Here is a 23,979-nt window from a genome sequence, read left to right as displayed (position 1 = left end):
TGGTTAAAGCCACCAATTTATATAAAATTTAATGGTACAGCGAAACAAATATTTATTTAGTAAAACGAGCACTCATTTAGGTCGGGTTCAACGAAAAAAATGCGTTGGTTTATAAAATGGTGCTTTGTTTGTGTTCAACAGCTAGGTTACCAGCTCGATGTTGGTATACCGCTGCAATTTTATGTAGTACATCATATTTGGTTATTAATTTCACTGATGTGTATTTGATCAATCAATTAGCATCAACGATGGGCTAAAGTAGGGTAAATGAAATTAATGAAGTGTGATTATTGTCAAAAGTACTATAACAGATGTTCAATTTTTATGCTTAAATAGTTTAAAAAGGCGTTAATAAGGTTTTCAACTACGTTAGCACTTGTTTATAAACTGACGATCTTCAAACATTTGTTTCCTATTTTTATCCATAAGAGCACTATAAAAGATCTTAATGTGGCGAATTTGCAAATCCTAAAAAAAAACAGATATGACAAAAAGGAATGTGATCATGATTGGCATTACATTATTGCTAACCATTTGCATAACGATTACCGCTTTCAAACCCTTGACTATAAAATCAAAAGGCTTAAAAGACTACTATCAGAAATATTTCCCCATTGGTGTTGCCATTACACCATATGATCTAACTGGAGCAAACAAGGAATTGATTATTCACCAATTCAACAGCATTACAGCAGAAAATGCCATGAAAATGGGGCCTATTCATCCGGTTGAAAATGAGTATAATTGGAAAATAGGCGATTCAATAGCTGCCTTCGCCAGGAATAATCATTTAAAAATGAGAGGGCATTGCCTGGTATGGCATAGCCAAACGCCCCGATGGTTCTTTAAAGATGAGCAAGGCAATACGGTAACGAAGGAAGTATTGCTCGGAAGATTAAAAGACCACATTCAAACCGTAGTCAATCATTACAAAAAAGATATTTATGCCTGGGATGTGGTAAATGAAGTAATTGCAGATGATTCTACTTATTTCCGAAATTCGCAATTGTATAAAATTGCCGGAGAAGATTTTGTGGAAATGGCCTTTCGCTATGCCCATGAAGCCGATCCCAAAGCCCGTTTATTTTACAATGATTACAATACCGAACAGCCTAAAAAGCGAGATAAGATTTATAAAATGCTCAAAGCCTTATTGGCCAAAGGTGTACCCATTCATGGAATTGGTTTACAGGGACATTGGTCGGTAAGCAATCCCAGCCGTTCGGAACTGGAAAAATCAATCTCTTTATTTGCTGGTTTAGGTTTAGACGTACAAATTACCGAGTTGGATGTTTCTGTTTATGCAGGAAACCAGGGTGGTCAGCTCATTCAGAATGCAGCGCAAAAGGCAAAGGCAGAATTTACACCCGAAATGGAATCTCGCCAGATGGAACAATATAAAATGATCTTCGAGGTATTGAGAAAATACAAGAAAAACATCACAGGTGTTACCTTCTGGAACCTGTCTGACCGATACACCTGGCTAGACGGCCGCGGCAAAAAAAATTATCCGCTCTTATTTGATACCGAACTCAAACCTAAAAAAGCATTCTACGAAGTCACTAAGTTTTAAAACTTAGATCTTAATTTACAATTAACTACTTGCTAAAACGATTAATTCGCCATGATCATTGGTGATTGCTTACCAAAACTTATGAGAAAAACCCAACCTTTAAAAATCTTAATCACCATTTTACTTTTGACTTGCTTCAGTTCAGTGAAGTCACAGCAGTACCCTTTTCAAGATTATAAGCTACCATTTGAACGGAGAGTTGACGACCTGGTTTCACGCCTGACACTGGAAGAAAAAGTCTTTCAGATGCTCAACTCCGCCCCTGCCATTCCAAGATTAAAAATTCCCGCTTATGATTGGTGGAACGAAACCCTCCACGGTGTGGCGCGAACGCCTTTTAAAGTGACCGTGTTTCCACAAGCCATTGCCATGGCCGCTACCTTTGATTCGGATGCGTTGTTTAAAATGGCTGATTATTCTGCGCTGGAAGGACGTGCCATTTACAACAAAGCGGTGGAATTGGGCAGAACGAATGAACGTTACCTCGGTTTAACCTACTGGACACCCAACATCAATATTTTTCGTGATCCCCGCTGGGGAAGAGGTCAGGAAACCTATGGAGAAGATCCTTATTTAACCGCAACATTAGGCGATGCTTTTGTTCGGGGCCTGCAAGGCGATGATCCAAAATACCTAAAAGCCGCTGCCTGTGCCAAACACTACGCAGTACACAGTGGCCCTGAACCTTTGCGACATGTATTTAATGCTGATGTAAGTCAATTCGATCTTTGGGATACTTATCTTCCTGCATTTGAAAAACTGGTTACCCAATCGAAAGTAGCAGGTGTAATGTGTGCCTATAATGCCTTTCAGGGGCAACCTTGCTGTGCAAGCGATTTACTGATGACGGATATCCTGCGCAGGCAATGGAAATTTACAGGTTATGTCACTTCAGATTGTTGGGCGATAGATGATTTCTATAAAAATCACAAAACACATAAAGATGCCGCTGCAGCATCTGCTGATGCCGTTTTTCATGGCACCGATATCGATTGCGGCACCGAAGCCTACAAAGCTTTGCTTACCGCTGTTAAAAATGGCATCATTACCGAAAAAGATATCGATGTTTCCATCAAGCGGTTGTTTATGATCCGTTTCAGGTTGGGCATGTTTGATCCGGTAGCGATGGTTAAATATGCCAATACCCCCATCACCGTATTGGAAAGCGATGATCACAAAGCCCATTCCTTAAAAATGGCCCGCGAATCTATGGTATTGCTTCGAAACGAGGCCAATATCCTTCCATTAAAGAAAGGCTTAAAAAAAATAGTGGTGCTTGGTCCGAATGCAGATAATGCCATTGCGGTGTTGGGAAACTATAACGGTACGCCCTCTAAAATTACCACCGTTCTGGAAGGGATAAAAAACAAGGTTGGGCAAAACACGCAAGTGGTTTATGAGCAAGCCGTATCTTTCACCAACGATACGCTTTTAAATTACCTGAACATGGATCAACAACTTGCCATTGACGGAAAACCAGGGTTTAAAGCTGAGTATTTTAAAGGTCAAAACCTGGAAGGCACACCTGTGTTCAGCCAGATGGAAAACAGCCTTAAACACGAGTGGCAGGAAGGCCAGCAAATGGAAGGAGGCCTCACTGCCAATCACTTTTCTGCCCGCTATGCTACCAATTATAAATCTGCAAAAACCGGCAGCATGACTTTCGAACTGGAAGGAGATGATGGTTACCGGCTGTTTATCAATGGAAAAAAAGTGTTGGATGCCTGGACCAGAAACCGTTGGGGAGCGCAAACCTATAAACTGGAAACCGTTAAAGACAGTACGTACAAAATAGTAGTGGAATACTGGCAGGGCGAAGGGTCGGCTAAAATCCGTTTTTCAGGAGGTGCGTTTATGCGCACCGATTTTAATGCCTTGGTTAAACGGCACCAGGATGCCGATGCCTTTATTTTTGTAGGTGGCATCTCCCCTCAGCTGGAAGGTGAAGAAATGAAAGTGGATTTGCCTGGTTTTAGCGGCGGCGACAGAACCTCCATCTTGCTTCCGCAGGCACAAACGGAGTTAATGAAAGCCTTAAAAAACAGTGGCAAACCAATTGTTTTTGTCATGATGACGGGAAGTGCGATTGCGATCCCCTGGGAGGCAGAAAATATCCCGGCTATTGTTAATGCCTGGTATGGCGGTCAATCGGCTGGCACTGCTGTGGCCGATCTGCTTTTTGGTGATTATAATCCATCCGGCAGGCTCCCGGTTACTTTCTACAAGAGTGATCAGGATCTGGCCAGCTTCAATAATTACAGCATGGAAAACCGTACCTACCGCTATTTCAAAGGGAAACCACTTTTCGGTTTTGGCTATGGTTTAAGTTACACTACTTTTCGCTATGAAGGCATGACCACACCCGTTAACATCAAAGCGGGTAAAGGCACCAAACTTTCCGTAAAAATTACCAATACCGGAAAAATGCAGGGCGATGAAGTGGTGCAGCTTTATGTAACGCATCGCGATCCAAACATTAAAACCGCCAGAAAGGCACTAAAAGGTTTCCAGCGGATTAGCCTGGCACCAGGTAAAAGTCAGCTGATTAGTTTTAACTTGCAACCTGGCGATCTGACTTATACTGATCAGAACGGAAAGAAGAAACCACTTACCGGAAAAATTAGTCTTTCTGTAGGCGGCAGTCAGCCCGATGAAACCTTAAAAACCAGCGGAAATATTTTAAGCCAAACGCTCAACATCAACTAATATGAAAAAGACCACATTCCTGCTACTGGCTATGCTCACCTGTACCTATTTTGCAAAGGCAGAAGACGGCCATGAGCTTTGGCTGCGTCATCAATCTACCACAAATGTTCATGTACAAAGCAACAGAAAATCTGCGGTTTTGGCCATTGCTCTGGATGAACTTAAAAAGGGCTGGTTAGGTAAAGACAATGCCGGTCTGAAATTTGAATTTAGCCAGGATGCTTCCATCAAAGGTGATGGCTTTCGACTGGAACGCTCCACCATCAAGGCCAAAACCGATCTCGGCATCCTATACGGGACTTATGAACTGCTTAGAAGGCAATACCTGGGCAAAGCCGATGAAAACTTCAGTTCCAACCCCTCCTATTCACGTAGAATCTTAAACCATTGGGATAACCTCGATGGATCAGTAGAGCGTGGCTATGCCGGGCAATCCATCTTCTGGCGAAACGACCAGGATTTAACCATCAGTCAAGCCGATGAAGCACTTTATCATTTATATGGCAGAGCCAACGCCTCCATCGGCATAAATGGCACCGTACTGAACAATGTAAATGCTTCAGCAAAAATACTAACTGCCCCCTACCTCAAAAAGGTGCAGGCCATTGCCGGGATTTTACGGCCCTATGGTTTAAAAGTTTATTTGTCTGTTAATTTCTCCTCTCCGGTTACCATCGGAAAACTGAAAACCGCCGATCCGCTTGATCCATCGGTCAAGAAATGGTGGGCAGCTAAAGCAAAAGAAATTTACCAGCTCATCCCTGATTTTGGTGGATTTCTGGTGAAGGCCAATAGTGAAGGGCAGCCTGGTCCGCAAGATTTTGGCCGCACGCATGTAGATGGTGCCAACATGATGGCTGATGCGGTATCGCCTTTCAACGGAATCGTAATGTGGCGGGCCTTTGTTTATCAAACCAGTGAACAAGACCGTACTAAACAAGCTTATAATGAGTTTCTACGTTACGATGGTCAATTTAAAAAAAACGTGATCCTCCAGGTAAAAAACGGACCATTGGATTTTCAGCCCCGCGAACCTTTCAGCGCTTTATTTGGTGCCATGAATCAAACTCCGGTGATGCCAGAATTTCAGATTACACAGGAATACCTGGGCCAATCGAAGCAACTGGCCTTCCTCTCTACCCTTTGGGAAGAATGTTTGAACAGTGATACTTACAAAAAAGGAAAAGGTAGTACCGTAGCCGCCTGTACTGATGGTACACTCAGTAAAAATCCTTTAACAGCCATTGCCGGCGTAGCCAATATTGGATCAGACCAAAACTGGACAGGCCATCTCTTTGCACAATCCAACTGGTATGCCTTTGGCAGACTGGCCTGGAACAATCAGCTTAAAAGTGAAGACATTGCTGATGAATGGATCAGACAAACATTTTTGGATGCCCGGGAGAAAGCTAAAGATCAGGCATTTGTGAAACCCGTTAAGGAGATGATGCTCGAAAGTCGAGAAGCAATCGTGAATTACATGATGCCGCTCGGCCTTCACCATATTTTCGCTGAAGGACATCATTATGGCCCTGCTCCCTGGTTTGCCAATACTAAAATCCGGGCCGATTGGACTTCTGTCTATTACCACAAGGCAGATAGCATAGGCCTCGGTTTTAACCGAAGCCATACCGGAAGCAATTCTGTAGAACAATACCATGAACCACTCCGATCCAAATTTGATAACCTAAGCACCTGCCCGGAAGAATACCTGCTGTGGTTTCATCATGTACCCTGGACTTACAAGCTCAAAAATGGTAAAGACCTCTGGACTGAACTTTGTTACCGTTATGATACCGGTGTACAACAGGTGCGTAATTTTCAAAAAACCTGGGATAAAATACACGGACTCATAGATGAAGAACGTTTCACTGCAGTACAATCTAAATTACGCACGCAAAACCGCGATGCACAAATCTGGAAGGATGCTTGTCTGTTGTATTTCCAAACCTTCAGCAAAAGGGAAATTCCTTTTGATATCGAGCGCCCTGTTCATGACCTAGATGCCTTAAAAACCCTAACCAGGAGTAAAAGCTATGAGTAGTTTTTTTAAGATTTCGTATTGCCATCATAATTAACAATTCTCTTCAAAACCCATCATCCGGTAGCTATCGGATGCGAAGCAGATTTTTACATTCTCTTCATTGCGAGGCGGCCTTTCAGCCAGTGAAGCAATCTGTTTAAACGAATCAGATTGCTTCACTCCATTACACAGCCCCACCCTTCAGTTCGCAAGGACGGATATTCGTATTGCCGTCCTTTGCGAGACGGCCTTTCAGCCAACGAAGCAATCTCCTTTATAGATTTTTCACAGTAGATTGCTTCACTCCAGCACTAAATCCAACCCTTCTTTTTCGCAAGAACGGATTTTTGTATTGTTGTCAGGCGGATCGGGGGGGGGTATTTCCTATTTAAAGCATAAACATTTCCAATAAAATCATTTCTTTTAAAAATAGACTTATCTTTATCCTTTAATTGATTGTTCCCAAACTTCAAAAACAAAAAACATTGACAGAATTAGCGCATGAGCAAAGGGCTGTTAGCCAGAGTATTGATTTTTATAAAATATTCAGGGTATTCTTAAGTCGTTGGTACTGGATAGCCGGAGCAGTAGTCATAGCGCTTTCAGGTGCCTGGCTTTATCTTTGGTATACACCTCCGATTTACCAGACTGGTGCATCACTGAAGTTAGAAGACAGTAATCCTAGCTTAGGAACTGGTAGCGGCCAGATGGCTGCGCAAAGCTACAATTACACCGATAAAATTCAGGCAGAAAGTTTTACCATCCGCAGCAATGAAGTTATTGCAAATGCCGTAAAAACACTGGATTATAAAATCAGCTATTACCTTAAAGGCCGTGTACGCACTACAGAACTTTATCCCAATGTGCCTTTTGTTATTGAAATCATCAAGCAAGACAGTGTTAATTTCAGCCGTTCCCTTTATACTGTTACAGGCAAAGATAACGAGCATTTTGAGTTGTATACAGCTGAGGATGAAAAAAATAAATCTACCTACCAGTATAAGCAGATCATAAATATCGGTAATATGTCTTTTCGGATTATGAATAAAATTCCGGCAAATGGCACCTATCAGTTTAAATTTAACAGTCAGGAAGATTTTATCGGCAGGGCGATGGGCGGTTTAAATATTGGCGAAGCAGCACGTTTCACCAATGTAATGGGCCTGAATCAAACTGATGGAAATGCTGTTTTTGCTGCCGATATGCTTAATGCCATCATGAAGGAATATGTGAAGTATGATGTGATTCAAAGAAGGCGATCAGCCAGACAAACCGTTGATTTTATTAACAGCCAACTTGGATTTATCGATACAGCGGCAGGGAAATCAGGCAATATCCTCGCCAATTATAAAAGCCAGAACAGTATGGTAGATATGAGTTCCTCAACTTCCATGACCGTAGGAAAACTCACCGATTTTGAAAAACAAAAAACTGAACTTAATTTAAAACAACTCGGAATTAAACAACTTCAAGAGCAGGTAAACAGCAATAAATCGAAGGTAGAAATTGGCATGGATATCGAAGGGGAAATCAATTCGGGCATGGGCACCATGGTTACACAACTAAATAATCTACTTGCCAGCCGGGAAGCAAAACTCAGCCAGTTTAACAGCGATTCACAACCCATTAAACAAATTGAGCAACAAATATCCAACGTTAAGGCCAGTATTAGAAATGCGGTGGCCAGTATGCTCCGCAAGAATGAACAAACCATTCGTTACATCGACAGCCAGATTGCTGGTGTGACACAGAGCATGAGTTCAATTCCTAAAAAAGAGCAAAACTTTGTAAAATTGCAAACCAACTTTGAGGTAAACAATAAAGTTCGTTCCTATCTGTCAGAGAAAAAACTGGAAGCAGAAATGAATGCCGCCGCTATTGTACCTGGTGCATCCATTGTAAACCCGGCCTACCCCTCCTATTATGCTATTTCGCCAAACAGCAGTAAAGCCTACAGCATGGCATTAATGATCGGATTAGCTTCCGGATTTGGTTTGATTTTATTAGTCCGATTCCTTAACCCCTACATTTATGATAAGGAAACCGTTGAAGGTTTAACCCACACCCCTATTATCGGTGTTATCCGTAAATTTCCTGATTATATTGATCAAGACAGCAGACAGGCTTTGTCACTATCAAAACCAAAGTCGGTATTTGCAGAATCTGTCCGCTCTGTGCGAACAAACCTCAGTTTTTTAGCCAGCCATAAAGAAAGTAAAGTAATTTGCATTACTTCAGAAGTATCCGGAGAAGGAAAATCATTTGTAACCATTAACCTGGCCAGTACACTGGCGCTGATCGAAAAGCGGGTGATTCTGGTTGCCGCCGATTTAAGAAAATCTAAATTACATAAAGCCTTTGGCAGTGAAAACAAAAAAGGACTTAGTTCTTTACTATCCGGACAGGCCACTTTGGATCAGGTGAGGATTCATGATGATGTGCACCATATTGATTTTATTCCATCAGGCCCGGTGCCACCTAACCCTTCAGAACTGCTACATACCGCAGCAATGAAAGACCTTTTGGCCAAGCTTGAACAAGAGTATGATTATGTTTTAGTAGATACCGCACCAGTGGGACTCGTATCGGATGCCATTCCGCTGATCAGAACTGCTGATATCAACCTATTTGTTATCCGTTCAGGTATTTCACAGCAAAGAGCCGCAAACATTCCCGAACGTTTATCAAGAGAATACGGTTTAAGCAATCTGGCCATTATCCTGAATGCATTTGGTGATGATGCACTTCATGCCAACTATTATACTACAGATTATTCTCGCGGAGGTGGCAATAGTACTTATTACTATTCTGATTACAGTGGTTATTCAGGATCAGGTTACTATGATGATGAAAACCGCAAGTGGTGGATGTTCTGGAGAAAGAAATAAACTTTAGACTTTAGAGCAAACAAACCCTGATTACAAACTGGAATTGCAACTCCAAGAAAGTTCAAAAATTCCTCCACTGCGGTCCGACGGGCTTTTCTAAGCATTTAAACTACCCGCCTTTTAATACCGAGATCGTCCTCTCGACTGTAGCGCCTGCTTTTTTCAGGCAGCAGCGAAACGGAGAGATCTTTGAAACAGGCTTTATTGATCTAATTTACGATTTCAATGATTCCTCCACTGCGGTCGGAAGGACGAAATTTCTATAGCCAGGAATCTATTTTCTTTTGCCCTTTCCTTTCCAGGGGAAAGGTGCCGATAGGCGGCCATTGACTTATCGCAACAAAAAACCGTAAAAAATATACCAGAATACCGTTAATTGAGTATTTTTGCAAGCATCCCCGCTGCTAACTATATTATATAAGATGACTTGCTTTAAAAGCTATGCCCTTTATTTTATTAAAAAGATCAATAGGAAAATTGACATAACATCCCCTGAATCAACTCCTTAAAGATTAATTAATAATATGATCGACAATAGTTATCGTTGGTATCCTGTTTACACACGTTCTCGGGCTGAAAAGAAAGCATATGATGAGTTAATTAGAAAAGGAATAACAGCTTATCTACCGCTTCATAAAACCCTCAAACAATGGAGCGACCGTAAAAAATTTATAGAAGAGCCCCTCTTAAAATCATATCTTTTTGTGTATATTTCCAGCAAAGAACATGCAGAAGTACTCATGACAAATGGCATTGCAAGATTTCTTTATTTTTCAGGTCAAATAGCATCAATGCCTGAACAACAAATTGAACATTTAAAAAGGCTATTGGCTACTGAGCATGAGTTAGAAGTTTTTGACTATGATATCAAACCAGGTCAAAGGGTTTTGGTAAAGGCTGGCCCCTTTAAGGATATGGTGGCAGAACTGATCTCCTTAAAAAACAAACAGCGTATCATTTTACGTTTGGCTTATATTGGCTACTCCATTGATATTAATACTTCCATTGCCTTTGTAGAACCGATATAGAAGAATGTAGCATTTTAAATGAACAGCTTCAACTCAAAAATCATATACCTACTTAAATACTTTTTTCCTATCCCTTAGTTTACATATAGATTTAGCATATTTGAGGGAATAGGAAATAGAATTCATCAGTAACATTTTCAAAACTATATCAGCAAAAGAGTTCAAGCATTAATTGTTAACATCCTTAATGCTTAGTTTTGTAAATTGAACCGCCTGGAATTTAAACTCCAGGTATAATATTTAAAACCACACATCAGTTCATTTTTAAAAAATAAAATGTGACTGAAGGGGCGAAGCTGTGCCAGACCAGCATTCAAATGACTTCTACGAAAAATCATTTATCTTCAAAATACAGGCTGACCACCTCAAAATGGGTTACATTTAAACAAGTAACAGGTGTGTAGAATTGCCGGAATTATAGATAGAAAAGCAAATTCAGTGCAAATTCTGAACGATGTAAAGTACATGTGTAATGCCATGAAGCATGGAGGCCCTGATGATGAAGGTTTTTATGCTGACGATACCATCGGTTTACAATTTGGCCATCGCAGACTGGCATTAATCGACCTCACCGCTGGTGGACATCAGCCAATGTTAGCAGTGGAAGAAAAATTAGCCATTACCTTTAACGGTGAAATTTATAATTTTCAAGAATTAAAAAAGGAATTATCAGCAACGGGCTACCCCTTTCGCACACAAAGCGATACCGAGGTGATTTTAGCAGCCTACCACACCTGGGGTGTAAGCAGTTTCCGCAAATTTAATGGAATGTTTGCTTTTGCGCTTCACGATCAATCTCAACAGCTTACTTACCTCGTTCGTGATCAGGCTGGCATTAAACCCTTGTACTATTCCGTTCAAAATAAACAGTTAATATTTTCATCAGAGGTGAAGGCTTTTAAAAAAACCAGTTATACCTTCGTAAAAAACAAAAACTGGAAAACGTACTTCCTGGCTTTTGGCCATATCCCCCAACCTTTTACCACATTGCAGGATGTATTTTCATTAAAACCCGGGCATTACCTGAAATGGGATCATGAATATCAGGCCCATGAAATCATTTCATTTAAACCGTTGCCACTTTCAGCTCCAATTACATCGCCCTTGCAAGCTGCTGAAAACTTAGGTAAAAGCCTGGAAAATGCCGTTCAACGCCATTTAATTGCTGATGCGCCCATTGGCGTTTTTTTAAGCGGTGGGATAGATTCCAGCATTATCACTCTACTGGCCAATCAACACACGGGCAAAAACCTTAAAAGTTTATCGATAAACTTTGCAGATCCAACTTTTTCTGAAGAGCAATATCAAAAACTGGTTACCGAGAAAACAGGCGGTATACACCAAACTTATCTGGTAAATGAACAGGATTTTAATGCGGGTTTTGAAGAAATCATGACAGCCATGGATCAACCTACCAATGATGGGATCAATTCATGGTTTGTAAATAAATATGCAAAGGAAAATAACTTAAAAGCCGTTTTATCTGGAATTGGCGCCGATGAATTACTTGGTGGATACCCATCATTCAGCCGAATGGGTTTAATCAGAACACTTCAAAAGTTACCTGCTTTTATCTTAAGGTTTTGTGAACGATTGCCTTCAGAAAAACTGAAAAGAATTTACTACCTCAGCTATAAAAATCCAATCGGCGAATATCTTTTCCTCAGGGGGTTCTTTATCCCGGAAACCATTGCCAAAATATTAAAGATCAGTAAAAAAGAAATTGATCAGTTATTCGAAGCTTTTCCGATAGGTGATGAAATAAATATATTACAAGGTGCAGAAAGAGCATCCTGGTTGGAAACTTCTATTTATATGCAAAACCAATTGCTTAAAGATACCGACTTTATGAGCATGAGTCATGGTATAGAAGTTCGTGTGCCTTTTCTTGATCAGCATTTCTTAGCAACCATCAATGGCATCGCTAGCACTCAACGCTTTCCGGCACAGAAGAAAGGCTTATTGATCCAGGCCTTTAAAAAAATACTCCCGGAAGCGATATGGAACAGGCCTAAAATGGGTTTTAGTTTCCCCCTTCAACAATGGTTTTTAAAAGGCGGACAAATCTCTCAGGAGCAATTTTATAAGAATAATGAGTTTGCAGTAAAATTAATTGAAAAATTTAAATCAGGTAAGCTGCATTGGTCCAAAGCTTTTGCGCTTTACCAGGTTTGTAAAGAAGATTAAGGTTTTGGTTGGGAAATGGAAAATAGAGAAAAAGAGATAGCAAATTGAAACATGAAAAGGTGTTGTTCTTAAGTTTACACAGCTTCAGCCTAACGGGCGGCATAGAAAAAGTATGTAGATGTATCAGCAAAATCTTAAGTGATTTGAATCATACTTCAAAAAGTAAGCATCAGTTGATGAGTCTTTATGATGATCAGCCAGATTTTAATTATGTAGATACCGAAAGTTTTAGAGGCTTTAAGGGAAACCGTATAGCCTTTCTATTAAATACCGCCAAAACAGGCTGGATGGCCAACACCATCATACTGAGTCATATCAACCTTTTGCTGTTTGCTTGGATTTTAAAAAAGATTCAACCTGGAAAGCGAATCGTGTTGCTGGCTCACGGTATCGAAATTTGGGGAAAACTCCCTAAATGGAAAACAGATTTTTTACGTAGACATACCGAAGTATGGGCAGTAAGCCATTTCACTGCACAACAAATAGAAAAATCACATCAGCTGCAACCCTCTCGAATTAAAGTACTTCACAACGGCCTTGATCCTTTTTTCCGGATACCAGCCCATTTTGAAAAGCCAGATCACCTCCTTAGCCAGTATCAGCTTTCCACATCAAATAAAATACTTTTTACTTTAACCCGTCTTTCCTCACAAGAGCAATATAAAGGGTACCAACAGGTGATTTTGGCACTTAAAGATTTGCCCGAGGAAGTTGTTTATATTTTGGCAGGTAAAGCTGATGAAAAAGAAATGGCAAGTGTATTAAACCTGATTGAGCAACACGACTTAACCCATCGGGTTATTTTAACAGGTTTTTTGGCAGAGGCTGAAGTTCAGGAATATTTTCTTTTGGCTGATTTGTTTGTGATGCCCAGCAAAGGCGAAGGCTTCGGCATTGCCTTTATTGAAGCAGCAGCCTGCGGCCTGGTTTCCATTGCAGGCAATACAGATGGCAGTCGGGATGCACTGCTCAATGGAAAACTAGGAGACCTTGTTGATCCACAAAGTGTGAAAGAAATTAGCACAACTATAGCCAAACATTTGGCCTATCCTAAGTCTGCAGTTAATACGAAACAGTTACAGCAGCAATGTTTAGCTGCTTTTAGCTTTGAGCAATACAAAACAAACTTTCTCCATCTCTTATTCAACTAGATGAATTATAATAGCCAGTTTTTCAAAGCTTTACCTTACACTTCCCCAAAAAAGGGAGCCGTTCAATTCTCTATCATTTATGGAGCATAAAGAAGAATACAGCTGGACAATTGAAGCAAAAGCTTCACTTTTCGATCTGAAATTTAGTGAAATCTGGGCCTATCGCGATTTACTATGGCTCCTGGTTCGCCGTGATTTTGTTTCTTTTTACAAACAGACTATTTTAGGTCCATTGTGGTTTTTTATTCAACCCTTGTTCACCACCATCATCTTTACTTTTATTTTTGGGAATCTGGCAGGGATTTCTACCGATGGTTTGCCTAAACCCTTATTTTACATGGCGGGAATTACCGCCTGGAATTACTTTGCAGATTGTCTGACTAAAACATCTACCGTATTTAAAGATAATGCAGGCATCTTCGGAAAAGTATACTTTCCCAGACTCATTATGCCTTTAAGCATTGTGGTGAGCAATCTTGTTCGTTTCGGTGTGCAGATGTTGCTCTTCATTTTAATGATGGTTTATTACTATTTTACAGGCGCACCCTTTCACATCACCTGGGCCATTTCACTCTTCCCTGTTATTGTAATACTGATGGCGCTATTGGGATTGGGTGCCGGAATGATCATTTCTGCCATGACCACAAAATACCGTGATTTGGCCTTCCTGGTTACTTTTGGTGTTCAGCTTTTAATGTACGCCACCACAGTGATTTACCCACTATCTGAAGCTTTAAAAAAATATCCTGCTTATGCCTGGATCATTCAATATAACCCCATGACGCCCATTATAGAAACCTTCAGGTATGGCTTTCTGGGTGAAGGAACTTTTAGCTGGGGTAGTTTAAGCTATGCTATCGCCATCACCACTACCCTCCTCTTCTTCGGGATGATCATTTTCAATAAGGTGGAACGGAACTTTGTGGATACGGTATAGGAGGGGAAGTTGGAGAGATGGATAGTTGGTTAGTTAGGAAGTTGGTTATAGGGTTAGAGAAGAGGTTAGAAGGTTAGATGAATAAAATTGTATATTTAGATAATCATCCTTTATTTATTAATTAGCTATTAAATAAAGATTATGCACGTTTATTCATTCGAGAAACTGGAAGTATGGCAATTGTCAATGTCATTTAGAAAAGACATTTATCGTTTAACCACTAAATTTCCAAAAGATGAAACTTTCGGATTAATCAGTCAGATTAAAAGGTCAGTAAGTAGCATTGGAGCTTGTTTGGCTGAAGGATCAGGAAAGATTACTTCAAAAGATAAAGCTCACTATACCAATATGGCCTACTCCACAACGCTAGAAACTTTAAATCATTTGATTGCAGCTGTAGATTTGAACTATATTAACCAGGAAGATTATCTTTCTTGTAGAAATCAAATAGAAACGATTACCATTAAGCTAACTAATTTACGAAATTCACAACTCAACAGTAAGAATTAATAATACTATTTTAATACAACTAGCCAACACCTAATACACTAACCTAATAACCCACAATAACCTAATAACCTACAATAACCCACTAAACTACCCTACCTCTTGTCAAACAACGTTGCTATTAAAGTAGAAAACCTCTCCAAAGCCTATCAACTGGGTCAAATCGGTACCGGAACCATTAGCCGTGATCTGGAGCGCTGGTATGCAAGGATGCGTGGAAAAGAAGATCCTTTTCTGCAGATTGGAGAAAGCAATAACCAGCATACTAAAAGTGAAAGTGATGTAGTATGGAGCTTAAAAGACATAAATTTCGAGATTGAACAGGGCGATGCTGTCGGCATTATCGGGCGCAATGGTGCAGGTAAAAGTACACTGCTCAAAATTTTAAGTAAAGTTACCGCCCCTACTACCGGCAGGATTTCGGGCAAAGGCCGGATTGCAAGTTTGCTGGAAGTAGGAACCGGTTTCCACCCAGAATTAAGCGGCCGTGAAAATATCTTCCTGAATGGTGCCATCCTGGGTATGCGTAAAAGGGAAATTCAGCGTAAACTGGATGAAATTGTAGATTTCGCTGGAATTGAACGTTACCTAGACACGCCCGTAAAACGCTATTCATCTGGTATGTATGTACGGTTGGCTTTTGCCGTTGCCGCACACCTCGAATCTGAAATCCTGATTGTGGATGAAGTATTAGCCGTGGGCGATGCAGAATTTCAGAAAAAGTGTTTGGGCAAAATGGGTGAAGTAAGCAAAGGTGAAGGACGGACGGTGTTGTTTGTGAGCCATAATATGAAAAGCATAGTAGGATTTTGTAATAATTGTATGCTATTAAATAATGGCAAAATTGAGATGATCAATAAAACTGAAAGTGTTTTAAGAAAATATGAAGAAACAAACTTTAAAATCAATCATTACCAAGAATGGCATAGCAATAGCGGACCTGGAGATCATATTGTGAAATTATTGTCTATTAAAGCAATAGATGAAAATAAGAATAAAAATAGAGAATTTGATGTTACAGATAAAATTGGTATTGAGATCCAATATGAGGTTTTAGAATCAAATCACATTTTGTGGCACGGTCTAAACTTTTATGATGAATTTGAAAATAACCTCTTTGATTCACACAATGTAAATTCTAAGTGGTACAATGAAATTCATCCGATCGGCACATTTACAACCACTGCTTGGATACCTGGAAATTTCCTTAACGAGGGTAAGATCATTATAGGTGTCGCAATTTTCAATCATAAGAGGCATGAAATCCATCTTCATACAAAAAACATAATTGCAATTAATATAATTGATAAATTAAGAACAGATATTATATCTGCAAGAGGCTTGACAACAGGTAAGTTTGCTGGTTTATTAAGGCCTCTTTTAAATTGGACCTATGAAAAATAATAAATTCTGGACAGGTGAGCGATTAGAAACACATATTTATTCTGAAAATATGTCGGAACATTTGCATCGATATGCTTTTGCAATGCAATTTATTGAAAATAAAGTCATCTTAGATATTGCATGTGGAGAAGGGTATGGGAGTAATCTGATGGCTAAAAAAGCTAAAAAAGTATATGGAGTAGACATAGATTATAAGACAATTGAAAAAGCATATATTAAATACAACTATCAAAATTTAGAATTTCAAGTTGGCGCTACAGATAGTATTCCAATACCTAGCAATTCTATTGACATAGTTATAAGTTTTGAAACTATAGAGCACCATGATAAACATGAACAGATGCTTTCCGAGATAAAAAGAGTATTAAAAACTAACGGGATTTTGATAATATCATCCCCAGATAAAAAATATTACTCGGAAGAAACAGGCCATAATAACGAATTTCATATAAAGGAATTATATAAAGATGAATTTAAATTATTAGTAAATAGTTTTTTTAAGTATACAACATTTTATAACCAAAAATATATAAGCGGTTCTATTTTATTACCTGAAGTTAATGGTAACGGCTTTAATTTTTATTCAGGATATTATGACAATCTAAATGTTGATATAAGTATTAATCCAATTTATAATTTAGCAATAGCTTCAGATCAGGTTTTTGCTGAACCAAAACCAAGTTTTTTCTATAATGAAAATGTTTTAGAATCGACACGTAGGGAAGTTTCAGAAAGTCTCAAAAATACATATACATGGAAAGCTGGCGAGTTCATAATACGACCTTTTAGGTTCTTTAAAAATTTATTCAGAAAATGAAATTATCAGTACTTATCTGTACTTGTAATGGAGAGAAATATATTGAAAAGCAACTTCTTAGTATAATAAATCAAAGTTTACCAGTAAATGAAATTAAAATATATGATGATAAGTCTGAAGACAAAACATATCATATTTTAGAAAGATTTGCAAACAATTATCCACATCTTATTACCATTTATCAAAACGAAAAGAGACTGGGTACAAAAAAAAATTTTGAAGCTGCTATAAAATTATGTAATTCTGATTTTTATTTCCTGTCAGATCAAGATGATTTGTGGGAAAATGTAAAGGTTGAAATGTGTATAAATGCCTTTAATAAAAATCCAGATATGATGATGCTCTTTACTAATGGCCTATTAATAGATAGTAATGATAATCCACTTGATGGTAAATTATGGGATAAGTGGGGATTTAATAAAAAAATGAAAATGAAATGGAAAAACAACTTTTTCGCATTTGATGATTTAATTAATAATAATAATAAGGTTACAGGGGCAACAATTGTATTTAGAGATACATTAAAAAAAGAAATTTTTCCTTTTATTTTACCAATAGATTATTGGCATGATGCATGGTTGGCACTTCATGCATCAGGAAATAATGCTCTTTTTTTCTTGGATTCGTGTTTAATAAAATACAGGATACATCCTGATCAGCAAATAGGCATTACTTTAACTGATAGAATTAAATACGACGAAAATGATCATTTCTCAAAGAGTTTTTTTTTAACTCATATTAAAAAAAAGTATAAATTTCATTACTTGTTTTTCAAAGTGGTAACACTTGTTAGCAAGATTATACACAGATAGCCTAATAATAATCATAATGCCAATTAAACCCATTGCCATTCATCTACCACAATTCCATCCTTTTGAAGAAAATGACAAATGGTGGGGTAAAGGTTTTACAGAGTGGACAAACGTAACGAAAGCTAAACCCCAATTTAAGGGGCATCATCAACCACATTTACCTGCTGATCTTGGGTTTTATGATTTAAGATTAGAAGAAGCAAGATTAGCACAAATAGCCTTAGCTAAAGAATTTGGAATATATGGTTTCTGTTATTATCATTATTGGTTTAATGGGAAACGTTTAATGCATGAGCCTTTGGATAGGATGTTGAAAAATGAAAAGGAAGATTTTCCTTTTATGTTTTGTTGGGCTAATGAAAATTGGACAAAAAGATGGGATGGGCAGGAAAATGAAATATTAATTAAACAAGATTATAGCGATAAAGACCACACCGAACACATTAAATTTTTATGCAAGAAGGTTTTTAAAGACGAAAGATATATTAAAATTGCAGGCTCTCCAGTATTTGTTATTTATAAAGCCTCAATTATTCCAAATGTTAGAAACTTTATTACTAATGCGAACATAATTGCCCAAGAATATAATTTTCCTTCTATCTATTTTCTGTGTATGGATAACTTCATCACAAAAGATGCTTTAACATTGGGTTTTCACGGCAGCATACACTTTCAGCCAGACCACAGGTATCTAAAAAAGGTTCCTGAAAATATTTTTGGTAGAGTTTTAAACAGATTAAAAATTAGAAAGTCCTTTTTAATGAATAATCACTATCAACTTTATGAAGACTATGTTTCAAGAGTTTTGAAATATAACCACACTGTTTCTGGAAATGTATTTCCCGGAATTACTCCAGGATGGGATAATAGTCCGAGGGTTAAAAAAGGGGCTTTAATACTAGATAAAGCTAACCCAGAAATATTTAGAACTTGGCTAAGACATATTATAAATACACAAACCAAAAAAGATAGTGATGAAAATTTTATATTTATTAATGCGTGGAATGAGTGGGCAGAAGGAAACCATTTAGAACCTTGTAGAAAGTGGGGTACTGAATTTTTGAAAGTCATAAAAGAAGAAACAAAATGATAGCCTTCACCATATGCTCTAATAATTATCTAGACAAAGCTTGTGTACTATTAAAATCTATTAAATCAAAAGAAAACACCCCTGTTTATTTATTTTTGGCAGATTGTAAGTCTGACAATATTGATTACAGTTTATTAGGCTTTGATGAAGTAGTTATTCCTGAACAATTAGAGATAGAAAATTTACAATGGCAATTAGAAAACTATAATATTATTGAATTTAACACTGCATTGAAGGGACCAGCATTTAAATATTTATTTTCAAAGACAAAAGAAGACATTATATATTATTTTGACCCAGATATAAAAATTTATCAACCATTAGAATTGTTTAATAGATATTGGAATAATAAGTCTATACTTCTTACCCCACATATTTTATCTCCAATACCATTTGATGGACTTTTTCCAGGGGAAAATTTGTTTCTAAACCATGGCGTTTATAATCTAGGTTTTTTAGGTTTGAAACGCTCGGAAGTAACTGAAGACTTCTTAAACTGGTGGAATCAAAGATTAGCGCATAAATGTATTATTGACCTCAAGGAAGGATATTTTACAGATCAAATATGGCTCACTTTAGTTCCGCTCTTATTTAAAGATGTTTGTGTGATAGAACACCCTGGTTTTAATGCTGCATATTGGAATTTACATGATCGCTCTATTGAATTTAAAAATGGTACTGCACTAGTAAATAAAACAAAAGATCTTTACTTCTACCACTTCAGCAGTTTCGATGTCAAGTTAAAGCAGTTAATACCTACGGATAATGCAAGATATAACTTTAATACTCGCAGCGAAATGATCGATTTATATGCTGATTATTTAAATGATTTATTGCAGTTTAATATGACTAATTATAAGTCATTTAATTATTACAACGGGATTTATTCAAAACTTAAAAAACACAATCATTCAATTTTAGCCCGAATAAAAAAGAAGATTACTTCAATAATAGTATGAATTTTTTGTTTATTTCTGAACACCTACCTATCGACACCTATGCAAGTGAAGTTGTATTCTACAGACATTTTAAATTACTAGTAGAAAATGGACATAATGTTCACATTTTAACAGACCAAAATTCTTTTACTAATAGAAAAAAAGATTTATTAGATCAATTTCATTTACATATTTTACCCAATAGAATATGGTATTATTTACCTTTTAAACCTTACGGTATCTTAAAAAAGATTCGTTTTTATGGATACTATAACTCTTACACGAGAAAAATAATAGCTGAACAAAAAATTGACAAACTTATCGGTTTTATACACGGAAATTTCCTGACAACATTTTCAGCTTATGTCCAAAAAAAATCTCGGCTTCCCTTAATCAGTTTTTTTCATGACGATACAAACGAACTTAATTTCGGAACAGGTGCCAAGTCCATTAACAATAATACAATTGAAGTTTTAAATGCAAGTTCCAAAGTTTTAATTGCATCTGAGGTCTTTAAAGATAACTGGCAGAAATTTTCTCATAAATTTTTATTACTCTATCCAATTCCAGCTCATAATAAGAAGGCTAGAATACAAACACTTAATCTTACAAATCATAAAATAGGTTACTCCGGTACTGTTTATAATGAAATCTTACCCGCTTTAGATAAATTTTCTAACTATTTGGCAAGACTAAACTCCGATTTAACAATTATTGGAAATAATGAAAAAACTTTCCAGCTGGCAAATAAGTACAATGATTTAACCTGTTTGCCATTATTTAATACAGCTGAAGAGGCAAATGAATATTTAATATCGAATTGTAACATTTGCTTAATTGCGTATCCAGAGCAAACTATTGAAATGCCTTGGATAAAAACCTGCTTTCCTAGCAAATTCATCCAGTATTGTATGCTTGATATGCCAACAATTATTATTGCTCCACATGATTCTGCAATAGGAAAATGGTGTATAGTAAACAAATGGATACTTTATTCCAATGTTTACGATTTTGAAATAATTAAGAACTTATTAGATCAGGTCTCCACAAACAGCGATATTATAAAACAAGTAAGATACTTAAAAGAAGAAGTCTTTGATCCTCAGATTACTCATAAAAGACTCGAAGAAATCTTATTATCTGAGTAAATCTCAGTTTTAGCATAGTATGATTCAAAACATCATTAATTACTTATACCGCCACCCTATATCAAAATTGAAGACAATTCAACGTTTCGGTGGAATAGTAAGTTATAGAAAAATGTTGGCAGGGAAGAAAGAAATGATCAAAGCCAGCCTTTACCTTCCTCATGTTATTTCAACATCTGGAGGGTATAAAATTTATTTTTTAACTGGCCAGAATTATCTTTACCAGACTTTATTTTGTGCACTTTCTTTGACTAAAATTTCAAAAAACCCTTTTCAGTTTATATTAATAGATGATGGAAGCTTTGATCAGGAATTAACTGATCAGGCAAATAAACAAATGCCTGGTGTAAAAATTATAACCAAAGAAGAAGTAGATATCAACCTGGAATCGAAGTTACCTATTAAAGATTTTCCTTATTTGCACTACAAGCGGAAAGTGTATCCACACCTTAAAAAACTAACTGATATTCATACCATTGTTGATAACCCCTACAAATTGGTTTTAGATTCTGATATGCTATTCTGGAACGACCCTATAGAAATAATCAGTTGGCTAAAAGATCCGGTTGGCAGCTTATATATGATTGATTGCGAAGAATCTTATGGATTTACTAGGCAACTAATGGAGTCGCTTTGCCAGGTAGAAATACCAGAACTGGTTAATGTTGGTGCTATCGGTATGAATTCGAATGCAATCAACTGGATGGCCTTAGAACATTGGGCTAAAACGTTAGAAGAAACTGAAGGTGCGTCTTACTTCTTAGAGCAGGCTTTATCTGCGATGATTATTGCCAAACAGAAAAGATCGATTCTGAATCCTGAAAGTTATCTTGTGAATCCAGAACATGGGAAAGAACAACTAAAAATATTGGGGCATTATGTTGACTTATCAAAGAGAGAATATTTCACGGAAGCATGGAAACATTTAGATTTTCATCATACATAGGCTAATACTATAACATAGCTTTTTGTCTAATGCATTTAAGCGTATTTTCACTAACCACTGACTTTGTTAAACAAAAATTCAATTATTTCTATACAATTTGGAACTAGTTTCTTTTTGCATTCCTGCTTATAATGCTGAACCTTTCATCAGATTCACGATTGAATCCATATTAAATCAAGCTTATTCGAATTTTGAAATTATTATTGTTGATGATCATTCTACCGATCAAACTATTAACATTATTAAACAAATTCAAGATCAAAGAATTTGTTTAATACATGCCGATCACCAAGGCGCTGCTGCTGCAAGAAATCAGGCATTATCGTTAGCAATAGGAAAATACATTATCTTCTTTGATGCTGATGATTGGATTCCAACCAATTTTTTAGAAACCCAACTTAGTAAGTTAAATTCAGAAACTGATGTTGTGGTTTGTAAATGGGGGAGATTTATTAATAATGATGTCATTGAGATAGAAATCAATCAACAACAAATACAGAAAGATCTAGATTTTAGAGAATGGATTTTAAACTATTGGGATAATAATAATTCTATGACATGCCCTGGTAGAATATTAATCCCCAGAAACTTAATAAACCATTCTATTAAGTGGGATGAATCACTATCACTAAATGATGATTTCCAATTTTTTTCACAAATCTTCAGCCAATGCAACTTCATCAGGTATAATGACTTGAGTACTTTTCATTACAGATCAGGAATTAATGGATTATCTTCTCGAAAGGGAAAATTAGCTTACATCTCTCTCTATAGAAGTCTAACATTCGGTATTGATTTAGCACTAACTAAATATCCTGATGATATTTCAGTCAATAAAGCTTGTGCAAATTTGTTAATGAGTTTTATTTATGAAACATATCCACACCATTCAGTACTAATAACAGAAGCAAAAATCAAAATTAAACAGCTTGGAGGTGCCAATTTTCCATTTCCAGCTGGCGGTAAAACTAAGATACTTATTATTTTTTTTGGATGGAAATTAGTAAAATTTAGTAAAAATTTGATCGGTTTAAAATGACATCAGAATCTAATAAGATTCCAATTTTGATTCCAACATTTCACAAGATGGAATCTTTACTTACATCTTCAATAGAATTATTATCCTATACTTGGCCCAATCATGGAAATATTTATATTATTAGTGATGATAAACTACAAAGCAAAAAAATTAATGCCTTCGCAAAAGAGATTTACAGATTTCCTGCTCACTATTCATGGATAAAGATACTTCATGAAGGAATTCTATCATTTAAAAAAAATAACCCAGAAATTGATTACGTTTATTTGATATTAGATGATCTTTTACCGCTAACAAAAATTGATGAGCAAAAAATAAAAAAAATCGAAATGGCTTTTCTGATGGAAAAATGGAAATATTTATATTTCCCCCATTATGATAATGAATATGATTACAATTTAAAAATTAATTCAGAACTCTTTAGGAAAACAGAAAGAGACTATAAATATTTTACTCAAATAGGTGCAGGGTTAATTAATGTGTCTTATTTAATAAAACTTTGCCAATTGGCTAGCGAAGCGAAAATTAATTCACCATGGCAATTTGAATTTTTGAAACCTCAATCTGAGCATATTATTGCAAAATACAGATGGCCAAGTGTTAGAGATGGCTATTCCAAAAGTAGATTTATAAATCCACAAGCGATTGAAATACTTAATTATCAAGAAGCTATTTTTTTTAGAAAAAGACTGCAGTGTACATTAGTTAAACAAATTCCAAAAAGAAGTCTTGCTTTCCTAATTCAGAAGATTAAGAATTTTAAGCATAAATATCTATAAGATAAC

General features: G+C 36.9%; 18 protein-coding genes. All 18 read left to right on the top strand.

Annotated elements, in window-relative coordinates; genetic code table 11:
- The first annotated feature begins 484 nt into the window (after positions 1–484).
- The 18 genes from AN34_RS14640 to AN34_RS14555 all read left to right on the top strand — a co-directional run bounded on the left by AN34_RS14640 (position 485) and on the right by AN34_RS14555 (position 23,973).
- Positions 485–1,573, top strand: a complete 1,089-nt coding sequence (locus tag AN34_RS14640) for an endo-1,4-beta-xylanase (protein WP_029286667.1) — start codon at positions 485–487, stop codon at positions 1,571–1,573.
- An 81-nt stretch (positions 1,574–1,654) separates the two neighbouring features.
- Complete coding sequence (locus tag AN34_RS14635) at positions 1,655–4,279, top strand: glycoside hydrolase family 3 C-terminal domain-containing protein (protein ID WP_029286666.1); 2,625 nt, start codon at positions 1,655–1,657, stop codon at positions 4,277–4,279.
- A gap of 1 nt (position 4,280) precedes the next feature.
- The gene (locus tag AN34_RS14630) at positions 4,281–6,323 is read left to right on the top strand and encodes an alpha-glucuronidase (RefSeq protein WP_029286665.1); all 2,043 of its coding nucleotides are present in this window, start codon (positions 4,281–4,283) and stop codon (positions 6,321–6,323) included.
- 464 nt (positions 6,324–6,787) lie between these two features.
- Positions 6,788–9,190 carry a polysaccharide biosynthesis tyrosine autokinase gene (locus AN34_RS14625; RefSeq protein ID WP_029286663.1) on the top strand — a complete coding sequence of 801 codons (2,403 nt, stop codon included), beginning with the start codon at positions 6,788–6,790 and terminating at the stop codon, positions 9,188–9,190.
- 524 nt (positions 9,191–9,714) lie between these two features.
- Entirely contained in the window at positions 9,715–10,218 is a 504-nt protein-coding gene (locus tag AN34_RS14620) for a UpxY family transcription antiterminator (RefSeq protein ID WP_029286661.1), read from the top strand.
- A 396-nt stretch (positions 10,219–10,614) separates the two neighbouring features.
- Positions 10,615–12,405, top strand: coding sequence for an asparagine synthase (glutamine-hydrolyzing) (gene asnB / locus AN34_RS14615; RefSeq protein WP_029286660.1), 1,791 nt, complete (start codon positions 10,615–10,617; stop codon positions 12,403–12,405).
- Between the two features lie 143 nt (positions 12,406–12,548).
- A complete protein-coding gene (locus AN34_RS14610) occupies positions 12,549–13,556 on the top strand; it encodes a glycosyltransferase family 4 protein (protein WP_157263322.1) in 1,008 nt (335 codons plus the stop codon).
- Between the two features lie 79 nt (positions 13,557–13,635).
- On the top strand, positions 13,636–14,493 hold the full coding sequence (locus tag AN34_RS14605; RefSeq protein ID WP_029286657.1) for an ABC transporter permease: 858 nt from the start codon (positions 13,636–13,638) through the stop codon (positions 14,491–14,493).
- Positions 14,494–14,634: 141 nt separating this feature from the next.
- Positions 14,635–15,003 carry a four helix bundle protein gene (locus tag AN34_RS14600; RefSeq protein ID WP_029286656.1) on the top strand — a complete coding sequence of 123 codons (369 nt, stop codon included), beginning with the start codon at positions 14,635–14,637 and terminating at the stop codon, positions 15,001–15,003.
- 99 nt (positions 15,004–15,102) lie between these two features.
- Positions 15,103–16,404 carry a polysaccharide ABC transporter ATP-binding protein gene (locus AN34_RS21920; protein ID WP_029286655.1) on the top strand — a complete coding sequence of 434 codons (1,302 nt, stop codon included), beginning with the start codon at positions 15,103–15,105 and terminating at the stop codon, positions 16,402–16,404.
- On the top strand, positions 16,394–17,221 hold the full coding sequence (locus AN34_RS14590; RefSeq protein ID WP_051666593.1) for a bifunctional 2-polyprenyl-6-hydroxyphenol methylase/3-demethylubiquinol 3-O-methyltransferase UbiG: 828 nt from the start codon (positions 16,394–16,396) through the stop codon (positions 17,219–17,221). The genes AN34_RS21920 and AN34_RS14590 overlap by 11 nt, the downstream gene beginning before the upstream one ends.
- Positions 17,218–18,033, top strand: coding sequence for a glycosyltransferase (locus AN34_RS14585; protein ID WP_051666591.1), 816 nt, complete (start codon positions 17,218–17,220; stop codon positions 18,031–18,033). The genes AN34_RS14590 and AN34_RS14585 overlap by 4 nt, the downstream gene beginning before the upstream one ends.
- 16 nt (positions 18,034–18,049) lie before the next feature.
- A complete protein-coding gene (locus AN34_RS14580) occupies positions 18,050–19,123 on the top strand; it encodes a glycoside hydrolase family 99-like domain-containing protein (protein WP_029286650.1) in 1,074 nt (357 codons plus the stop codon).
- On the top strand, positions 19,120–20,082 hold the full coding sequence (locus tag AN34_RS14575) for a hypothetical protein (RefSeq protein WP_051666589.1): 963 nt from the start codon (positions 19,120–19,122) through the stop codon (positions 20,080–20,082). Before AN34_RS14580 ends, AN34_RS14575 begins: the two co-directional genes overlap by 4 nt.
- Positions 20,079–21,209 (top strand): glycosyltransferase, encoded by a 1,131-nt coding sequence (locus tag AN34_RS14570; RefSeq protein WP_029286648.1) that lies wholly within the window; start codon positions 20,079–20,081, stop codon positions 21,207–21,209. The genes AN34_RS14575 and AN34_RS14570 overlap by 4 nt, the downstream gene beginning before the upstream one ends.
- Positions 21,210–21,276: 67 nt before the next feature.
- A complete protein-coding gene (locus AN34_RS14565) occupies positions 21,277–22,155 on the top strand; it encodes a glycosyl transferase (RefSeq protein WP_157263321.1) in 879 nt (292 codons plus the stop codon).
- A gap of 97 nt (positions 22,156–22,252) precedes the next feature.
- Positions 22,253–23,194: a glycosyltransferase family A protein gene (locus AN34_RS14560; RefSeq protein WP_029286645.1), complete on the top strand. Its 942-nt coding sequence runs from the start codon at positions 22,253–22,255 to the stop codon at positions 23,192–23,194.
- Between the two features lie 47 nt (positions 23,195–23,241).
- Positions 23,242–23,973, top strand: a complete 732-nt coding sequence (locus AN34_RS14555; RefSeq protein ID WP_197285532.1) for a hypothetical protein — start codon at positions 23,242–23,244, stop codon at positions 23,971–23,973.
- The last annotated feature ends 6 nt before the right edge of the window (positions 23,974–23,979 follow it).

This window comes from Pedobacter sp. R20-19, from assembly GCF_000708265.2.
GTDB lineage: Bacteria > Bacteroidota > Bacteroidia > Sphingobacteriales > Sphingobacteriaceae > Pedobacter.
This window is presented reverse-complemented; position numbering and strand designations above follow the sequence as displayed.